Here is a 16,897-nt window from a genome sequence, read left to right as displayed (position 1 = left end):
GTAGGAATATCGTGAAATATCACAGTATTCTTCATTTCATTCTCAGTCTGGATGCCACCCCATGTCTCACCCTCTCTTTGATCTTTCTGGTCGCACCGCGCTGGTAACCGGCTCATCGCGAGGGCTGGGCCACGCGATTGCGGAGGCCTTGGCGCAGGCGGGCGCCAGGGTCGTGCTCAACGGCGTCGATCCCGAGCGTCTGGCCCAGGCTTGCGAAGCGCTGCGTGCAAAAGGCAATCAGGTCGAGTCGAGCGCTTTCGACGTCACAGACGAGGCCGCGGTCGTCGAGGCCTTCAGCCGTCTCGACGCTGCGGGACTTGCCATCGACATCCTGGTGAACAACGCGGGCATCCAGCTGCGCAAACCTCTGGTCGAGCTTTCGCTGACTGAGTGGGACCAGGTGCTGCGCACCAATCTCACGAGCGCGTTCCTCGTGGGCCGCGAAGCCGCGCGCCGCATGATCGAGCGCAAGCGCGGCGGCAAGATCATCAATATCGGCTCGCTCACGAGCGAGGCCGCCCGCGCCACCGTGGGGCCTTACACCGCGGCAAAGGGTGGCATCAAGATGCTGACCCGCGCCATGACCGCCGAATGGGCGGAGCACGGCATCCAGGCCAATGCGATCGGGCCCGGCTACATGGCCACCGAAATGAACACCGCGCTCCTGCAGAACCCGACCTTCGACGGCTGGGTCAAGGCGCGCACGCCGGCGCGCCGATGGGGCCGCCCGGACGAACTGGCGGGGACCGCGATCTTCCTCGCGTCCCCCGCATCGGACTATGTCAACGGCCAGATCCTCTACGTCGACGGCGGCATGCTCGCTGTGCTGTAGCCCGCTCCCCCGGATTCCACTGGAGACCCGCATGAAACTGCTACGCATCGCGCTGCCGGCATTCTTTGCCGCTGCGGCGGCCCTGCCCGCCGCAATGGCCGCTGCCGCCACCGACTATCCGACCCGCCCCATCGAAATGATCGTTCCGTCGTCGGCCGGCGGCGGTACCGACGTGATGACGCGCCTGTTCGCCGACACGGCCAAGAAGTACATCTCGCAACCGATCGTCGTGAGCAACAAGCCCGGCGCCAGCGGCGGCATCGCGATGACCGAGGTTCAGCGTGCCACGCCTGACGGCTACAAGGTGGCCGTGCTGATCTCGGAACTCGCGATCATCCCGCACCTCAACATGACGAAGGTCACGACCGCGGACTTCATCCCGATCGCGCGGCTCAACGCCGACCCCGGACTGATCGCCGTTCGCGCGGATTCGCCCCTCCAGTCGATCGACGAGCTGCTCGCGCAGGCGCGCAAGCAGCCGGGCAGCCTGACCATGGGCAACGCGGGAACAGGCACGATCTGGCACCTCGCGGCAGCCGCGGTCGAAGAGAAGACTGGCGTCAAGTTCAACCATGTCCCCTACCAGGGCGCGGCGCCGAGCGTCATGGCACTGGTCGGCGGGCACGTCGACGCCATCACGGTGAGCCCGGCGGAAATCGGCTCTTTCGTCGCGGCCGGAAAGGTCCGCGTGCTCGTCTCGATGGCCGACCGCCGTCTCGCCGCCCCGTACGACAAGGTGCCCACCTTCAAGGAAAAGGGCACGGATCTCGTGCTCGGCACCTGGCGGGGGCTCGGCGTGCCGCTGGGCACGCCGCCAGCGACCGTGCAGGTTCTGCGCGACGCCGCGGGCAAGACCGCGGAGGATCCGGCCTTCCGCGACGCACTCACGCGCGCCAACCTTCAGCCGGCGTACATGGACGGACCGCAATTCCAGACCTTCATGAACGGTCAGTCGGACTACTTCAAGAAGCTCCTCGGCGGACTCAGCATCCAGAAGTGACCCTCGACAGCGAGCGAAACGCACCATGGCAACCATCATTTCCGACGTGAAGGTCATCCTCACGGCGCCCGAAGGCATCAACCTCGTCGTCGTCAAAGTGGAGACCAACCAGCCGGGCCTCTTCGGTCTGGGCTGCGCGACCTTTTCGTACCGGCACCTCGCCGTCCAGTGTCTTGTCGAGGAGTACCTGCGCCCCCTGCTGGTCGGCCGCGATGCGACCGCCATCGAGGAACTCTGGCAGCTCATGCACCAGAACGCCTACTGGCGCAACGGACCGATCGAGAACAACGCGATCTCCGGCGTCGACATGGCGCTGTGGGACCTCAAGGGCAAGATGGCGGGCATGCCGCTCTACCAACTCTTCGGCGGCAAGTGCCGCGAGGGCGTACCAATCTACCGCCATGCCGATGGCGCCAGCCTGAGCGAGCTGTGCGACAACATCCAGAAGTACCGCGAACAGGGCATCACGCACGTGCGCTGCCAGAGCGGCGGCTACGGCGGCGGTGGCTTCGGGCGCGCGCCGGCCGGCGCACCGCGCGGCGCTGCGGCCGGCATCTACCTCGACGGCAAGAAGTACATGCGCGAGACGATCGCGCTCTTCGAGGGTATCCGGAGCAAGCTCGGCTTCGAAGTCGCCCTGTGCCATGACGTGCACGAGCGCCTCAAGCCCGTCGATGCGATCCGCCTGGCCTGCGAGCTTGAGCCCTTCGACCTGTTCTTCCTCGAGGACGCGATCCCGCTCGAAGAGGTCACCTGGATCCGTCAATTGCGGGAAAAGACGACGACGCCCCTCGCCCAGGGCGAGCTGTTCAACAACCCCGCGGAGTGGAAGTTCCTGATCACCGAACAGCTGATCGACTACATCCGTGTCCACCTTAGCCAGATCGGCGGCATCACGCCCGGACGCAAGCTGCAGATCTTCGCCGAGCAGTTCGGCGTGAAGACGGCCTGGCACGGGCCCGGCGACATGTCTCCGCTCGGACACGCCGCCAACATCCACATCGACCTCGCCGCCCGCAACTTCGGCGTGCAGGAATGGTCGGGTATCGAGCCGCCGAACTTCGTGATCCAGGAGCTCAAGGGCCCGCGCGGCGCCCTCCTCGACGTGTTCCCGGGCCTGCCCGAATTCAGGGACGGCCATGTCTACGCGAACGACAAGCCGGGCCTCGGGGTCGAGCTCGACGAAGCCGAGGCGAAGAAGTACCCCTGCGAGAACACGGTGACGACCTGGACACAGACCCGCCTGGCCGACGGCACGCTGCAAACCCCCTAGTTGCGAGGCTGCGATGAAGATCACCCGCCTGCAAACCTACCGCGTCGCGCCGCGCTGGATGTTCCTGAAGATCGAGACCGACGAAGGCATCAGCGGCTGGGGTGAGCCGGTCATCGAGGGCCGCGCCCGTACGGTCGAGACCGCCGTGCACGAGTTCGGCGAGTTGCTCATCGGCAAGGATCCGGCCCGCATCAACGATCTCTGGCAGACCATGTACCGCGGCAACTTCTACCGCGGCGGCGCGATTCTCATGAGCGCCATCGCGGGTATCGACCAGGCGTTATGGGACATCAAGGGAAAGGCGCACGGCGCTCCGGTGTACGAACTGCTCGGCGGCAAGGTCCGCGACCGGATGAAGGTCTACAGCTGGGTCGGCGGCGACCGGCCTGCCGACATCGTGCAGGACATGCAGCGACTGCTGGAGGGCGGCATCGACACCTTCAAGCTCAACGGCTGCGAGGAGATGGCATTGCTCGATTCACCACGCGCCATCGACGCGGCGATGGCCAAGATCGCGGGCGTTCGCGACGCCCTGGGTATGCAGGTGGATTTCGGTGTCGACTTCCACGGCCGAGTCTCTTTGCCGATGGCCAAGCCATTGCTGCAGGCGCTGGAGCCCTTCCGTCCCTTGTTCGTCGAAGAACCGGTGCTCGCCGAACAGGTCGAGCACTACCCGCGGCTCGCCGCCATGACCTCGATCCCGCTCGCGGCCGGCGAGCGCATGTACTCGCGCTACGAGTTCAAGCGCGTGCTGGCCGAGGGCGGCATCGCGATCCTGCAACCCGACCTCTCGCATGCTGGCGGCATCACCGAATGCCACAAGATCGCTGCGATGGCCGAAGCGTACGACGTGGCCTTCGCGCCGCATTGCCCGCTCGGCCCGGTGGCGCTCGCGGCCTGCCTGCAGGTCGACTTCGTCGCCCACAACGCCGTCCTTCAGGAACAAAGCATGGGCATTCACTACAACCGCGGCGCGGAACTGCTCGACTACGTGATCAACAAGGACGACTTCCGCATCCACGAGGGCAGCATCGCGGCCCTCCCGAAGCCGGGACTGGGCGTGGAGATCGACGAAGAGCGAGTGATCCACGCGAGCCAGCACCCGCCCGACTGGCGCAACCCGGTGTGGCGGCACCGGGACGGCAGCGTCGCGGAGTGGTAGTTCCACAACCCGCACGACTTTCCTCGCCGAATGGCGCCATGCCCTTCGACTTCCAACCTCGATTTCACCAGCGGAGACAAACCATGAGCAGCAAGCAAAGCACTTCCTTCCACACCGGGCGCCGCATCGCCCTCGCCGCGGTCGCGACCCTCGCGATGTGTTGTTCCACGGCCGCCCTGGCCGAAGTCAAGGCCAAGCTCGGCCACGCGATGCCTGACAGCCATCCGCAGGCGGTGGCGATGAAGAAGTTCGCCGAACTGGCGAGCACCTACACGAAGGGCAACGTCAAGATCCAGACCTATTCCAGCGCCGTGCTGGGGAGCGACGAGAAAGAGCTCCAGGCCGTGCAGGCCGGCACCCAGGAGTTCTATATCGGCACGCTCGCGCCGTTGTCCACGCGGGTGAAGGAAGTGCAGGTATGGGACCTGCCCTTCATGTTCCAGAACGACCGCGAGGTCTACGCGGTGCTCGACGGCGCGTCGTCGAAGAAGATCTTCGAGAAGATCGAGCCGAGCGGTCTGGTGGGTCTCACCTGGACCGGAATGGGCTTTCGCAACCTGTCCAACAGCAAGCACAGCGTGAACAAGGTGGAGGACGTCAACGGCCTGAAGGTTCGCGTGATGGCCAACCCGGTGGCGCTGGAGACCTGGAAGACCATTGGCGCCAACGCGGTCCCCATGGCCTTTGCCGAAGTCTTCCCCGCCCTGGAGATCAAGGCGCTCGATGGCCAGGAAAATCCGCTGCTGCACATGTACGCCAACAAGATGCAGGAGGTGCAGAAGTACATCTCGGTGACCAACCACGTCTACACGCCGGTCGCGTTGGTCGCGTCAAAGAAGTTCTGGGACACGTTGTCGCCGGCCGACAAGGAGGGCATCCAGAAGGCGGCGGTCGAGGCGGGCTTGTACCAACGCAAGCTGCTCGATGAAGGCAACGCCGATGTGATCGCCAAGTTCAAGGAAGCGGGCGTGACAGTCAACACCATGAGCCCGGCCGAACTCGCGCGCATGCAGGAGAAGGTCAAGCCTGTGGTCGCCAAGTACTCGCCCATCATCGGCGACGATTTCGTCAAAGGCTTCTACGACGAGATTGCCAAGGCTCGAGCCGCCGGCAAGTAAGCACCCCGCAGGCGCCCGCCTCCAAACACAACAACAGGGGTTGCCATGGCAAACACTCTGAAGTCGATCGCCGACGCGCTCACCCGTGCACTCGAGATCGTGATGGTCCTGTGCCTCGTCGTGATGCTGGTGATGGTTTTCGGCAACGTCGTGCTCCGGCTCTTCTTCAATACCGGCATTGACCTGTCGGAGGAGATCCCGCGTTTCGCGTTCGTCTGGATGACCTTCCTCGGTGCGATTGTCGGCATGCGACGTCGTGCCCATCTCGGCGTCGACATGCTCGTGCTGGCGCTCCCCGTGCTGGGCCGGCGCGTATGCTGGGCCATCAGCCAGGCGGTGATGCTGGTGTGCTGCGTCTACATCGTCTATGGCACGTGGCTCCAGCACGACATCATCGCGGGGACCGCGTCGCCGGTCGCGCAGATCAGCACGCTGTGGGTGTTCGGCGTGAGCTACCTGACGGGCACGGCCATCGGCCTGATCTGCCTGTCCAACCTCGTGCGTCTGTTCGCAGGAAAGGTCAGCGACGAGGAACTCATCGACGTGCACGAAGAAGGCATGAGCGAGGCGATCGAGGCGGAGCACGAGATGGAAGAGCAACGCTCACGGATGGGAGGAAAGTCATGACCATCCTCGTCTTCATCGGCTCGCTGCTCGGCCTGATGGCCCTCGGGATGCCGGTCGCGTTCGCGCTGATCGGCTGTGGCCTGGCCATGATGCTCTACATGGGCGTGACCGACCCGCAGATCGTCATCCAGAACATGTGGGACGGCGCGAACAGCTTTCCACTGCTGGCGGTGCCGTTCTTCATGCTCGCCGGGGAATTCATGAACGCCGGTGGGATGACGCGACGCATCATCATGATGGCGATGTCCTGGGTCGGACACATCCGTGGCGGCCTGGGCTATGTGGCCGTGATGGCGGCGATCATCATGGCGTCCCTTTCGGGCTCCGCCGTGGCCGATACAGCCGCATTGGCCTCGGTGCTCGTGCCACTGATGCGAAACGCCGGCTACGACGTCAACCGGTCCTGCGGCCTGATCGCCTGCGGCGGCATCATCGCACCGGTCATTCCGCCCTCGATCGGCATGATCCTGTTCGGCGTGACGGGTGGCGTGTCGATCACCAAGCTCTTCATTGCCGGCATCGTCCCTGGCGTCATGATGGGTCTCGCGATCATGCTGGCATGGCGTTGGGCAATCCAGCGCGACAAGGTCAAGGTCGAGCCGAAACGAACGATGGCGGAGCGCAGGACCGCGACCCGCCAGGCGCTCTGGGCGCTCGTGCTGCCGATCGTGATCGTTGGCGGTCTGAAGGTCGGCCTGTTCACGCCGACGGAGGCGGCCGTGATCGCGGCGGTCTACTCACTCTTCGTGGGGCTCGTGGTCTACCGCGAAATCAAGCCGAACCAACTGTTCCGCTTGTTCTATCGCGCGGCGGAAACCACCGCGGTGATCATGTTCCTGGTGTCGGCCGCCGGCGTCTCGGCGTGGCTCATCACCACGGCCAACATCCCGCAGCAGCTGGCGGACCTGGTCGAGCCGTTGATGGACAACAAGATGCTGCTGACCTTCGCGCTGATGATGCTGGTCCTCGTGGTCGGCACGGCGCTCGATTTCACGCCGACGGTGCTGATCATGACGCCGGTGCTGATGCCCGTTCTCAAGCAGGCCGGCATCGACCCGGTCTATTTCGGCGTGCTTTTCATCATGAACAACGCGATCGGCTTGGTCACGCCACCCGTGGGCACGGTGCTCAACGTCGTCTGTGGCGTGGCCAAGATCCCGATGAGCGGGGCGATACGCGGGGTGATGCCCTTCATGATTGCCCAGACCCTTGTCATGCTGCTGCTCGTGGTTTTCCCCGAGATCGTGATGTGGCCGCTCAAGATGATGACCCGATGAAAGAGGAATGAGACATGGAAGCCCTCGTAATCCACGCCCCTGGCGATCTGCGCGTCGAAGAGGTCCCCACGCCCGAGCTCGGTCCCGGCCAGCTGCTCGTACGCGTGCGCTGCGGCGGCATCTGCGGCTCTGACTTGCACTACTACCAGCATGGCGGCTTCGGCACCGTGCGCATCAAGGAACCGATGGTCCTGGGCCACGAGGTCGCGGGCGTCATCGAAGCCGTCGGCGCCGGCGTCACCGGTTTCGCGGCGGGTCAGCGCATCGCGGTCAGTCCGAGTCGCCCCTGCGGCCTGTGCCGCTACTGCCAGGAAGGACTGCAGAACCATTGCCTGGACATGCGCTACTACGGCAGCGCGATGCGAACCCCGCACGTCCAGGGCGCATTCCGCCAGCAGATCGTCGTCGAAACCCATCAGGCCTATCTGCTGGCCGACGACGTCAGCGACGGCGAAGGCGCAATGGCAGAGCCGCTTTCGGTGGCTCTGCATGGCGTTCAGCGCGCAGGGCCCATGCTGGGCAAGAAGGTGCTGGTGACCGGTTGCGGCCCGATCGGTGCCTTGGCCATCGTCGCAGCGAGACGCGCCGGCGCCGCCCATATCGTGGCGACCGACATGGGTGCCCACCCGCTCAGCAAGGCACTGAAGGTCGGCGCCGACGAGGTCGTCAACGTCGCGGAGCAGCCGGAAGGCCTCGCCCGCTTCGCTGTCGACAAAGGTCAGTTCGATGTGCTGCTCGAGGCCAGCGGCAACGAGCGCGCCCTGCGCGGCGCGTTCGACGTGCTGCGCCCGCGCGCCGTCATCGTGCAACTCGGGCTAAGTGGCGGCGAGATGAACCTGCCCATCAATACCATCGTGGCCAAGGAATTCGACCTGCGCGGGACCTTCCGGTTTCACCAGGAGTTCGCCACCGCGGTCGAGCTGCTCAACAGGAAGCTGGTGGACGTGAAGCCGCTGATTTCGGCCACCCTGTCGTATCGCGATTCCTCGCGCGCCTTCGCATTGGCCGCCGATCGATCGCAGGCGATGAAGGTGCTGCTGAACTTTGATTGAGTCGATCGTGCCACGACAGTCGAAGGAGCTGAGCCGCGAGCGGCGAATGGGCACAAAAGGCCCAGAATGAATTGGGAGCCTGAAATGGCCAGCCGTTGCGAGTCGGATCCAGCCAGGGGTTAGGCATCGCTGTTGAAGGGCTTGTGGCGTTGCTCGGCATATGCTTTAAGTGACTGCATGGTTCGAGGAAGCCCCTCGCGAACCTGCTTGGCAACGCCTGGCTCGAACAGAAAGGCAAGGGCACCAGTGAACCACACGCGGTGAGTCACTTCCGACCCGCCGGCTACCGGAGACACCGTGTGCTCGAAGTGCATGCGAAATAGAGGGATGTAACCCTCTACGGTGAACGATCTGCCCTCGGTACGCTCTGTGACAGCCATCGGCACGCCCATGCCCTTGCTGGGAGAAATCCGGCCCCTTGTTCCAACTGCGAATGGCCCATTGAGTCGGGCTTGCTTTGTGTCTGGGTCCCAAAGATGCCATCGGTCGACCTCGCTCCAAATGTGGTCGATGACCGCGGGCGGGACCGCGATGTGGATGCGTTCTTCGATATGCATAGGAAGGGTGAAACGAATTGCGAAGCCTGACGTAATGTATCCCGCAGAATCTGCGGAATAAGCTGGGCGATGCGGGATACTCTGGACGCGGCTTCCTCCTGTCGAAGAGAGTGCCCGACGCCTTCATGGCAAGCCAAACCTGAACTCGGCCACAATCTGAACAGCAGGTTCGCATACACAGCCAATTCAATGCTCCAGTTGACTAGGAGCTTCGGCTCAGGACCATCGTATCCACCGTGGTAAACGGCGCCCAGCGTGAACCCGTCCCGAGGCGGTAGAGGCCGCAGACAAAGGCCGGCGCGAGGTCGGCGCAGATCCGACGCAGAACTGGATCGGCGGCGCCCTCGGCGTCGACCCAGGTCTTCAGGACCGCGCCCCACCGCGAGCGAATCCCCGAGGCACACGCCAATCCAAGGAGGGCGCCGCGGGGGCAGCACAGCGCGACCTCGGCGCCCTCCGGCAGCTCGTCGGCGACGTTCGCGTTGGCGAGCTGCGCCCACCACGCGCGGAAGAACGGCATCAGCGTCGCCTTCACGAGCTGTCGATCAGCCTGGTGGAGCGTGCGCGCCATCATCCGGGCGACCGCGTGGGACGTCACCGCGATCGGCGAGAAATCGACGCTGCGCTGCCGGGCGACAGCGTGAACGTGAAGACCGTGACCGGACGACAGCGCCTCGCCGAAATCGATCGTGGCGTAGCCGGCGACGGTCCAAAGCGCACGATCGCCGTAGCCGCGAAGGACCGATTCGGCGACGATGTCCTCGGCGAAGAAGGCGCGCCATGCTGCGAGACTTCCAGCCTTTGCACCGAGGCGCTCCACGCGCCGATGGCGCGCGGCCGTCTCCGCGGCGTCGGCCGTCAGGAAGCTCCGCGCGACCGCGTGCGCGAGGCCCGGATCGTTCGCCGCGATGAAGGTGTCGGGCTTGAAGCTCATGCCGACGACCCCGTCTCCTCGACCTGCATCAAGGCGTCAACTCGGCCTCGACGAAGTACCGCTGCTCCGCGAGCCACGTTCCCATGCGACCCGAATCGCCTCCGAACATGCGGTCCTCCGAGAACTTCCTCGTGTAATCGCACCGGTATGTGTCGTCCACGCTCAACTGCCGCCGCAATGCGCGCCGCTCGCACTCGTAGATCACGGACGTGAGCAGTTGAGGGGTCGACTTTCCTGCGTCGAGAGGCGCATTGGGCGCAAGCTGCCGTTCGCCAATCGTTCGCAGGCGAGCCCGGAGGACAGCCGTACGGCATGCGCTACGCTGCCTCGGTCATTCGCCCAGCACGCACAGGCGATGCCACTTCACGACGCGATGACCGCAGTATTTCGCGACGATGCGGCTGACCAGTTCCGTGTGGTCGGACACGTCCCAGCGCCTGTCGACCCATTCCAGTGCCTCATAGAGGTCGTTCGAATCGCCCGCCAGGTCGTACCTGTCCATCAAGGCACTGCTGAGTTCGAGGTTGGAGCGTTCGTCACCGCTCGCTGCCTCGTTGCGCAGTGAATCGAAGCGGGAATCCGTGGAAACGGATGCGGCGCCGCCGTTGGGCAGAGGATGCTTCATCGCTGCCTCGACATGCCCGGTCGGACCGCGCAAGGCAAGCGCCAACAGAACGCAGGCGAGCAGCGCCACGACGTAGCGTGGGGAGCTCCGCCTTGCGGCAGTGGTCAGGTATCGAAGGGATCGATCGAACATTGACAAGCTCTCCTTGGGCTTCAGAGCACCGGCGGCAGCGCGCGGCGCGTCTCCTGCGCGCGTTCCCAGTCAACGCTGCGGCGCTCCAAGTCGGCCAGATCCGTGGCTTCGGCGAGGAAGCGGTCGCGGGCCTGCTCGGGGTCCAAGCCAGTGACCCACTGGGTCGCGTGGGTCACCGCCTTGCGCAGTTCTCCCATCAGCGTGGAGGCTTCCGGCACGCGGGGTGTGGTCTCGTGGCCGGCGTCGAGGACTTCGAGGTTGGCGACGGAAGGGATGGTCTTGGCGGTGATCATGAAAGTCTCCTTGGGTTGAACAACGGATGGAGGCATGGTCGTGGTGCCTGAGCTGCCCGGCGCGCCAACGTTCAATACTGACCGGCGGGCCCTGGCGTCGTTGTGAGATGACTCAAGCAGACGGCCGCCGGCCGGGCCGCGCCTGCGACAGGCCTCCGCCCCAGTCAGGCGCGCGTTGGATCAGGCCCGGACGCACGGCGCGTGGTGGAGCTCAAACGCTGCACGCAGGCCGAGCGGGCGCTTCGAAGGCGCTGGTCAGCCGGCTGCTGACCGACCTGGCCAAGGGTGGCTACATCGAAGTCTCGCGCGAGCGCATCGTGCGGCTCGGAAAGCTGCCACTCCGCTGGCAACTGCGCTATTTTTCGTAGCGCACGACGCCGTCCCACCGGGACAGCTGCTCCGGGTCTTCCAACTGTCTGCACTGTGCTTGCAGCCAGCGCACGCGGGGATCGTCTGCCCACGCGGGCGCGCCAATCGCCGCTTGGAGCTCTTGCAGATCGGCTACCTGGCGCACCCCTTCCAGCATGCACAAAAGGGCTTCCCAGCGTGCTGCATGGCCGGCCGACGACAGGCTTCGTGCGGGATCGAGCACCTCGTAGACATCGACGAGGGTTTCCATGCCTGCCAAGGCCACGCGGGCTGCCCGAACGAATGGCGTGCGTGTCGCGTCCAGAAGCCTGGCCACCTCTTCGGTGACGAGCAGCGGCGCGTCGAGTCGGCCGGGTTTGGTGAGCGTCTCCACACGGGATGCGCAGTTGACCGAAGTGCCCAGCAACCCGTACTTGAAATGCCGGCTCGATGTCATCGAACCGGCCAGCACCTGCCCCTTGGCAATGGCAATGCCACACACCGGGCCGGACGGCGACGACAAGGACTGCAAAGGGGTTGTCTTCAACTGCTCGAGAATCCGCAGCGCGCAGTCAACGGCCAGTTGGGCCTGGCCGGGTTGCTCGAACGGCACCCCCCAAGCGGCGAAACACCCATCGCCCTGGTAGTCGATCACCGTTCCCTCGTGAGCAAAGACTTCCCGCGAGACGATGTCCATCGTGTTTCGGAGTTCTTTCTGCCATCGAAGCAAGTCTGTTGCCGCCGCCTCGGTGGAAAGGCAGAAACCTCGAAGGTCGAAGATCAGGCTGGTGGCCTCCATGATGCGAGGGTCGCCTTCGGCACTCGAGCGTCCGCCAGGGCGCATCAGCAGATCGACGACCTTGGGCGAAAAGTACTGGGTCAGATGGGCCTGCCTTTGGGCCACCAGGTGCTGGCGCGTGAGCGTGCTGACCAGGCTGAGGTAACCGGCGGCCATGTCGGTGTTGTCGTTCGGCAAGGTTCGCTCGCCGACGACATAGATCACGATGGGCTCGCCGGCGGTGCTGCGCTCGATCAGGCAGGCCCCGACCGTGCGCGTCGTGTCGTGCACGGTGGCATCGATTTCGGTCGAGGTGGCGTGGTTGAAAAAAGCGACCGAGCCGTCAAGGTGGAGCGCGCCGCCGATGACTCTGCGGCTGAGCACCGGGGCGCGTTCTCCGTTCAGTGAGTACGTTGCGAGCATGCGCGACGACTCCATGCTCTCCGGATGCGCTTCCACGACATAGGCCGAACTGACGACGGGCGCGAGCACTTGCACCAGAAAGGCGCAAGCCTTCTGCAGCACCTCGCCTTCGGCATGCGCCTCACCGAACAAACGAGGCAGTTCCAGCGCCGACTTCAGGATCAATTGCGGGTCCAGCGTCGCGAAGTTGACCGCCGTCAGCTTGAGCTCGGTGGCCAGCGTCTGCTCGATCTGGCCCCCGAGCTCAAGCACCCGCAGGCGCAGGGGTCCGACCCGCAACTCGTCGTGCATGCGCAGCGCACAACGCTGTCCATGCCCAAGCTTCATGCCGTTCACCAGGGTTCCGACCTTGCTGTGATCCTCCACCACCCAGCCTCGTGCGGTAGGTACGAGCTGGGCATGCAGCCGAGACACGCTGCCCTGGTCGGCGTCGAGCTGGATCTGGCAGCCGGGCGAGCGCCCGATCGTCACAGGTTCAGCGGTGCAGAACTCCAGGCGCTTGACGGCACCTGCGGCAGCGGCTTCCAGGATCAGGCGCACGGCACACCCGAGAAGGATGGCGGCGGAGGTGAATCCGTAGCAAAACCCCGCAACTGGTCACCGACTGTCTTGATGTTCATTGATAATGATTTAAGCACTCCATGGTGGTTCCGAAGGCGTCATGTCACAAAAAGAAACTGAACCAGCCCGGCTCGATCTCACGGTCGAGGGTCGCGGCGGGTCGTTTCTGGACATGCTTCAGCAAGCCTCGCCGATCCCCGGGGCGCAGTTGTTGGGCTCGGCCTTCCGACCGCTGCCCGGAACCAGCGTGCTTGACGGCAGATTCAGCATCCTGCGCCAGATTGGCGAGGGCGGCATGGGGGTGGTGTTTGAAGCCTATGACGACCTCAGGCGCAGCGCCGTCGCGATCAAGACCCTGAGTTGGCTCGACCCGGGCAGCGTCTACCGGCTGAAGAACGAGTTCCGTTCGCTGGCCGACATGAACCACCCGAACCTGTGCCGTCTGCACGAGTTGTTCAGCGACGAGGGCTGGTTCTTCAGCATGGAGCTCGTCGACGGCGAGCGCTTCAACGAGTGGGTGCGTCCTGACGGGCGGCTCGATGAGCAGCGCTTGCGCGCCGCCCTGAAACAGTTGCTGCAGGGCGTGGTGGCGATCCATGGCGCCGGCATGCTGCACCGGGACCTGAAATCGTCGAACGTCCTCGTTCAAAAGGACGGGCGGGTCGTGATTCTGGACTTCGGGTTGGTCGTGGACTGGCATGCCAGGGCGGCCGGGCGCCCGGCGGTCGAAGTCGGCTTCAGCGGCACACCCGGCTACCTGGCACCCGAGCAAACTTCGAGCGCGGCGAATTCGGCTCCGACGACCGCCAGCGACCTGTACGCGATCGGCTCGATGTTGTTCGTTGCCCTGACCGGCAGGCTGCCGTTCGAAGGGCCGCTGCGTGACGTGCTCGAGCTCAAACGGCACCAGGCCGCACCCCGCGTGCACAGCCTGTGTGCGGACGCGCCGCACGACCTTGCCAAGCTGTGCGATGCGCTGCTGCAGCGCGACCCGGCAGCGCGGCCTGATGCGGCCCAGCTGCAGGCAGCCCTTGACCGGGCGGACGCGCCAGGCCAAGTGGCCCCCGTATCGGGCCCTGCACATGCGGAACTGACGGGCATGGCGCTGCGGGCCGACATCCTGCTCGGACGCGAGAGCGAAATGGCCGCGCTGCACGCCGCCCATGCGTCCATGCTGGCCGGCCGTCCGGTCGCGATGTTTGTCAGCGGCGAATCGGGCATGGGCAAGAGTGCGCTGTTGCAGGCGTTTCTCGACCAGGTGAGAGCCAGTGGACGCTCAGTCGCGCTCGAGGGACGCTGCTACGACCGTGAAAGCGTGCCTTTCAAGGCCTTCGACTCGGTGATGGACGAGCTCAGCAGCCACCTGCACGGGCTGACGCGCGAAGAAGCCGGCGATCTGATGCCGCGCGAGATGTACGCCTTGGCCCGCCTCTTCCCCGTGCTCGAGCGTGTCGACGCCGTGGCCCAGGGGCCGAGGAAGGTCATCCCCGATCTCCAGGAACTGCGGCTGCGCGCGTTCGCCGCGCTGAGTGAACTGCTCGGACGCATGCGCGACCGGCGGCCGTTGGTCATCTTCGTGGACGACCTGCAATGGACCGACAGCGATTCGATCGTCGTCTTCGAGTACCTGCTCAGCCAGCCGGAACCGACGCCGTTCCTGTGGGTGGCGACGCACCGCAGCGAAGGCGCCAAGGACAACGCGCTCTTGCAGCAAGTCCTGGGCATCGCGGCCAAAAGTCCGCGGGTGGAGTGCCGTTCTCTGCACGTGGGCCCATTGCCGCCGGCAGTTTCGGTGCTGTTGGCGCAGCGCCTGCTCGGTTCGGCCAGCGCCGCGGACTCCGCGTCGATCGCGGCCGAGGGCCGAGGCAGTCCCTTCTTCGTCGGTGAACTGGTTCGCCAGGCGCTCTCGGCCCGGCTGACGGGGGCCGCCCCGACCGCGCTCACGCTGGGCCAGACCGTGGACAGGCACGTCAGCCTGCTGCCCGCGAAAGCGCGCGATGTGCTGAACGTGCTGGCAGTGGCAGGGCGCCCGATGGCAGCGCAGTTGGCCGTGGATGCCGCCGATGCGACGCATGAAACCCTCGACGCCTTGTTGTTCGAGCGGCTCGTACGCACCGCCAGGGTCAGTGCGCACAGTCGCGTGCTGGAGTGCTATCACGACAAGATTCGCGAGTCCGTGGCCGACGGTTTGACCCCCGACGCCCTGCGCCGCATACACGCCCGCCTGGCCGAAGCGCTGTCCGTGCAGGAGGACTCGGAGCCGGAGCACCTGGCGTTGCACTTTCATGGCGCCGGGGACAGCCAGCGTGCCAGCGTCTACTACGAGAAGGCAGGCGATGTCTTTGCAGCCGCGCTGGCGTTCGAGTTCGCTTCCCGCCAGTATCGACAGTGCCTGGACCTCATCGGTGCCGACCCTGCGCGGTTCCGGCATGTGCAAGTCAAGCTCGCCGCGATGCTGGCATCGATGGGCAACAGCCGCGAGGCCGCAGAGGTCTATCGCGCTGCGAGCATCGGTGCTCCGCCGCAGGAAGCGCTCGAACACAAGCGCGCAGCGGCACATTTGCTCAGCACCAGTGGCTTTACCGACGAGGCGCGAGTTCTGTTGGGCGAGGTGCTTGCCGCCATCGGCCTGTCCATGCCGCGGTCGCCGCGGGCAGCGATCGTCGCGGCGCTGGCTTCGCGCTTTCTGCTGATGTGCAGGGGGCTGAAGATCGACCAAAACGCAGCACCCGGACCAGGCGATCAAGCCCGGCTGGGCGCGATGTGGTCGGTGGTCCAAGGCTCGGTCGGCAACAATGCATTCGTGATGGTCGACATGGCGGCCCGCTATGCGCGGCTGGCCCTGAACACGGGCTCACGTGCGCATGCTGCGCGGGCCCTGACCATGGAGGCCTACATGGTCAGCCTCGATGGACTGGGCACGCGCGCAAAGACGGACCCGATCATGCTGCAAGCCGAGCGGTTGGCCAGCGAGGTGTCGCAGAACGAATTGACGGGTTGGGTGCGCCAGATTCGCGGCTGCGTACTGGCTCATGAAGGTCGGTTTGCCGAAGCCCAACCGGTACTGCAAGACGCCCTGGAGTGGCTGGGCTCTCAATGCACGGAGGTGCCGTTCGAGTTGGCCGGCACCCAACTCTACTGCGTGAATGCGGCGAATCATCTTGGCGACTATGCCCAGACCTCGACCACGGCGCCTGGCATTGTCGAGAATGCCTTGCGACGGGGCGACCAGTATCTGGCTTGCGGCGTGGTCGGTTTTGCGGCGCCTGCCTTGCTGGCGCACCGCGGACTTGCCGACGCGGGCACGCGGATCGGCCAGGCCAAGGCCAGCTATCAAGTTCAAAGCATCTATCAATGGGCTGACTACCTGATCCTCTTGGCCGATCTGAACCTGGCGCTTTACGAGGGCCAGCCGGCGCGAGGCGTCTTGCTGACAGCGCAACAGTGGTCGGCGCTTGAAAAATCGCAGCTCCTGCGCATGAAGACTGCGTTCGGGTTGATGAGTTATTACCGAGCCGGTTGTGCACTGGCTGCCGCGCGGCAACGCTCGACGGACGTCGCCGAAGGTCTGGAGATTGCCAGAACGACTGTCAGGCTGATGAACAAGACCCGCCTGCCCCACCTGCCCGGTTGGGCCGCGGTGCTTGAAGCTGGCCTGGCGTGCGAAAAGCGGCAACCGGCTCGGGCGGCAGAGTGGCTGCAGGCTGCGACAGTGACCTTCGACGCCACGGGATTGAAGCTGTACAGCGCCGCCGCGCGGCGCAGGCAGGGGCAGTGGATGGGCGGCGAGGCAGGCCGCGCGCTGGTGATCGCTGCAGAGGCCGTCATGCACAGCCAAGGCGTGATCGACGTCGAAGCAACGACCGAGATGCTGGCACCGGGATGCCAGCCCGAGGCCTGCTGAC

Annotated in this window: 15 protein-coding genes; 10 read left to right on the top strand and 5 right to left on the bottom strand. The window is 65.2% G+C overall.

The window, feature by feature from the left end:
* Positions 1-61 precede the first annotated feature (61 nt).
* The 8 genes from AC1DYK_RS13980 to AC1DYK_RS13945 all read left to right on the top strand — a co-directional run bounded on the left by AC1DYK_RS13980 (position 62) and on the right by AC1DYK_RS13945 (position 8,341).
* Complete coding sequence (locus tag AC1DYK_RS13980) at positions 62-832, top strand: SDR family oxidoreductase (protein WP_478166867.1); 771 nt, start codon at positions 62-64, stop codon at positions 830-832.
* A gap of 31 nt (positions 833-863) precedes the next feature.
* The gene (locus AC1DYK_RS13975) at positions 864-1,832 is read left to right on the top strand and encodes a tripartite tricarboxylate transporter substrate binding protein (protein ID WP_478166866.1); all 969 of its coding nucleotides are present in this window, start codon (positions 864-866) and stop codon (positions 1,830-1,832) included.
* A 25-nt stretch (positions 1,833-1,857) separates the two neighbouring features.
* On the top strand, positions 1,858-3,105 hold the full coding sequence (locus AC1DYK_RS13970) for an enolase C-terminal domain-like protein (protein WP_478166865.1): 1,248 nt from the start codon (positions 1,858-1,860) through the stop codon (positions 3,103-3,105).
* 13 nt (positions 3,106-3,118) lie between these two features.
* Entirely contained in the window at positions 3,119-4,267 is a 1,149-nt protein-coding gene (gene dgoD / locus AC1DYK_RS13965; RefSeq protein ID WP_478166864.1) for a galactonate dehydratase, read from the top strand.
* Between the two features lie 83 nt (positions 4,268-4,350).
* Positions 4,351-5,385: a TRAP transporter substrate-binding protein gene (locus AC1DYK_RS13960; protein WP_478166863.1), complete on the top strand. Its 1,035-nt coding sequence runs from the start codon at positions 4,351-4,353 to the stop codon at positions 5,383-5,385.
* A gap of 45 nt (positions 5,386-5,430) precedes the next feature.
* Positions 5,431-6,012 carry a TRAP transporter small permease gene (locus AC1DYK_RS13955; RefSeq protein ID WP_478166862.1) on the top strand — a complete coding sequence of 194 codons (582 nt, stop codon included), beginning with the start codon at positions 5,431-5,433 and terminating at the stop codon, positions 6,010-6,012.
* Positions 6,009-7,289, top strand: coding sequence for a TRAP transporter large permease (locus tag AC1DYK_RS13950; protein ID WP_478166861.1), 1,281 nt, complete (start codon positions 6,009-6,011; stop codon positions 7,287-7,289). Before AC1DYK_RS13955 ends, AC1DYK_RS13950 begins: the two co-directional genes overlap by 4 nt.
* Before the next feature lie 14 nt (positions 7,290-7,303).
* Positions 7,304-8,341 (top strand): L-idonate 5-dehydrogenase, encoded by a 1,038-nt coding sequence (locus AC1DYK_RS13945; protein WP_478166860.1) that lies wholly within the window; start codon positions 7,304-7,306, stop codon positions 8,339-8,341.
* Between the two features lie 119 nt (positions 8,342-8,460).
* On the opposite strand, the gene AC1DYK_RS13940 is transcribed toward AC1DYK_RS13945, so the two are convergent.
* The 4 genes from AC1DYK_RS13940 to AC1DYK_RS13925 form a co-directional block, all read right to left on the bottom strand.
* Positions 8,461-8,898: an SRPBCC family protein gene (locus AC1DYK_RS13940; protein WP_478166859.1), complete on the bottom strand. Its 438-nt coding sequence runs from the start codon at positions 8,896-8,898 to the stop codon at positions 8,461-8,463.
* Between the two features lie 202 nt (positions 8,899-9,100).
* Positions 9,101-9,832, bottom strand: a complete 732-nt coding sequence (locus AC1DYK_RS13935; RefSeq protein ID WP_478166858.1) for a hypothetical protein — start codon at positions 9,830-9,832, stop codon at positions 9,101-9,103.
* 331 nt (positions 9,833-10,163) lie between these two features.
* Positions 10,164-10,589: a hypothetical protein gene (locus AC1DYK_RS13930; RefSeq protein ID WP_478166857.1), complete on the bottom strand. Its 426-nt coding sequence runs from the start codon at positions 10,587-10,589 to the stop codon at positions 10,164-10,166.
* Positions 10,590-10,609: 20 nt separating this feature from the next.
* A complete protein-coding gene (locus AC1DYK_RS13925) occupies positions 10,610-10,882 on the bottom strand; it encodes a hypothetical protein (RefSeq protein ID WP_478166856.1) in 273 nt (90 codons plus the stop codon).
* A 107-nt stretch (positions 10,883-10,989) separates the two neighbouring features.
* Between AC1DYK_RS13925 and AC1DYK_RS13920 the strand changes: the two genes are divergently transcribed.
* Positions 10,990-11,250: a helix-turn-helix domain-containing protein gene (locus AC1DYK_RS13920; RefSeq protein ID WP_478166855.1), complete on the top strand. Its 261-nt coding sequence runs from the start codon at positions 10,990-10,992 to the stop codon at positions 11,248-11,250.
* Here AC1DYK_RS13920 and AC1DYK_RS13915 read toward each other — a convergent pair.
* Positions 11,238-12,971 carry an FHA domain-containing protein gene (locus tag AC1DYK_RS13915; RefSeq protein ID WP_478166854.1) on the bottom strand — a complete coding sequence of 578 codons (1,734 nt, stop codon included), beginning with the start codon at positions 12,969-12,971 and terminating at the stop codon, positions 11,238-11,240. The two genes, AC1DYK_RS13920 and AC1DYK_RS13915, sit on opposite strands and share 13 nt — an antisense overlap.
* A gap of 121 nt (positions 12,972-13,092) precedes the next feature.
* Between AC1DYK_RS13915 and AC1DYK_RS13910 the strand changes: the two genes are divergently transcribed.
* Positions 13,093-16,896, top strand: a complete 3,804-nt coding sequence (locus AC1DYK_RS13910) for a serine/threonine-protein kinase (protein WP_478166853.1) — start codon at positions 13,093-13,095, stop codon at positions 16,894-16,896.
* Position 16,897 lies beyond the last annotated feature (1 nt).

This window comes from Variovorax sp. P2_H12, assembly GCF_056403395.1.
Note: the sequence above shows the minus strand (reverse complement) of the source record. Positions and strands in the feature narration are given on the sequence as shown.

What these genes read in the sequence shown, in the direction of transcription:
- AC1DYK_RS13980 (WP_478166867.1), top strand. Translation starts at nt 62, where the DNA reads ATGTCTCACCCTCTCTTTGATCTTTCTGGTCGCACCGCGCTGGTAACC.
- AC1DYK_RS13975 (WP_478166866.1), top strand. Translation starts at nt 864, where the DNA reads ATGAAACTGCTACGCATCGCGCTGCCGGCATTCTTTGCCGCTGCGGCG.
- AC1DYK_RS13970 (WP_478166865.1), top strand. Translation starts at nt 1,858, where the DNA reads ATGGCAACCATCATTTCCGACGTGAAGGTCATCCTCACGGCGCCCGAA.
- dgoD (WP_478166864.1), top strand. Translation starts at nt 3,119, where the DNA reads ATGAAGATCACCCGCCTGCAAACCTACCGCGTCGCGCCGCGCTGGATG.
- AC1DYK_RS13960 (WP_478166863.1), top strand. Translation starts at nt 4,351, where the DNA reads ATGAGCAGCAAGCAAAGCACTTCCTTCCACACCGGGCGCCGCATCGCC.
- AC1DYK_RS13955 (WP_478166862.1), top strand. Translation starts at nt 5,431, where the DNA reads ATGGCAAACACTCTGAAGTCGATCGCCGACGCGCTCACCCGTGCACTC.
- AC1DYK_RS13950 (WP_478166861.1), top strand. Translation starts at nt 6,009, where the DNA reads ATGACCATCCTCGTCTTCATCGGCTCGCTGCTCGGCCTGATGGCCCTC.
- AC1DYK_RS13945 (WP_478166860.1), top strand. Translation starts at nt 7,304, where the DNA reads ATGGAAGCCCTCGTAATCCACGCCCCTGGCGATCTGCGCGTCGAAGAG.
- AC1DYK_RS13940 (WP_478166859.1), bottom strand. Translation starts at nt 8,898, where the DNA reads ATGCATATCGAAGAACGCATCCACATCGCGGTCCCGCCCGCGGTCATC.
- AC1DYK_RS13935 (WP_478166858.1), bottom strand. Translation starts at nt 9,832, where the DNA reads ATGAGCTTCAAGCCCGACACCTTCATCGCGGCGAACGATCCGGGCCTC.
- AC1DYK_RS13930 (WP_478166857.1), bottom strand. Translation starts at nt 10,589, where the DNA reads ATGTTCGATCGATCCCTTCGATACCTGACCACTGCCGCAAGGCGGAGC.
- AC1DYK_RS13925 (WP_478166856.1), bottom strand. Translation starts at nt 10,882, where the DNA reads ATGATCACCGCCAAGACCATCCCTTCCGTCGCCAACCTCGAAGTCCTC.
- AC1DYK_RS13920 (WP_478166855.1), top strand. Translation starts at nt 10,990, where the DNA reads ATGACTCAAGCAGACGGCCGCCGGCCGGGCCGCGCCTGCGACAGGCCT.
- AC1DYK_RS13910 (WP_478166853.1), top strand. Translation starts at nt 13,093, where the DNA reads ATGTCACAAAAAGAAACTGAACCAGCCCGGCTCGATCTCACGGTCGAG.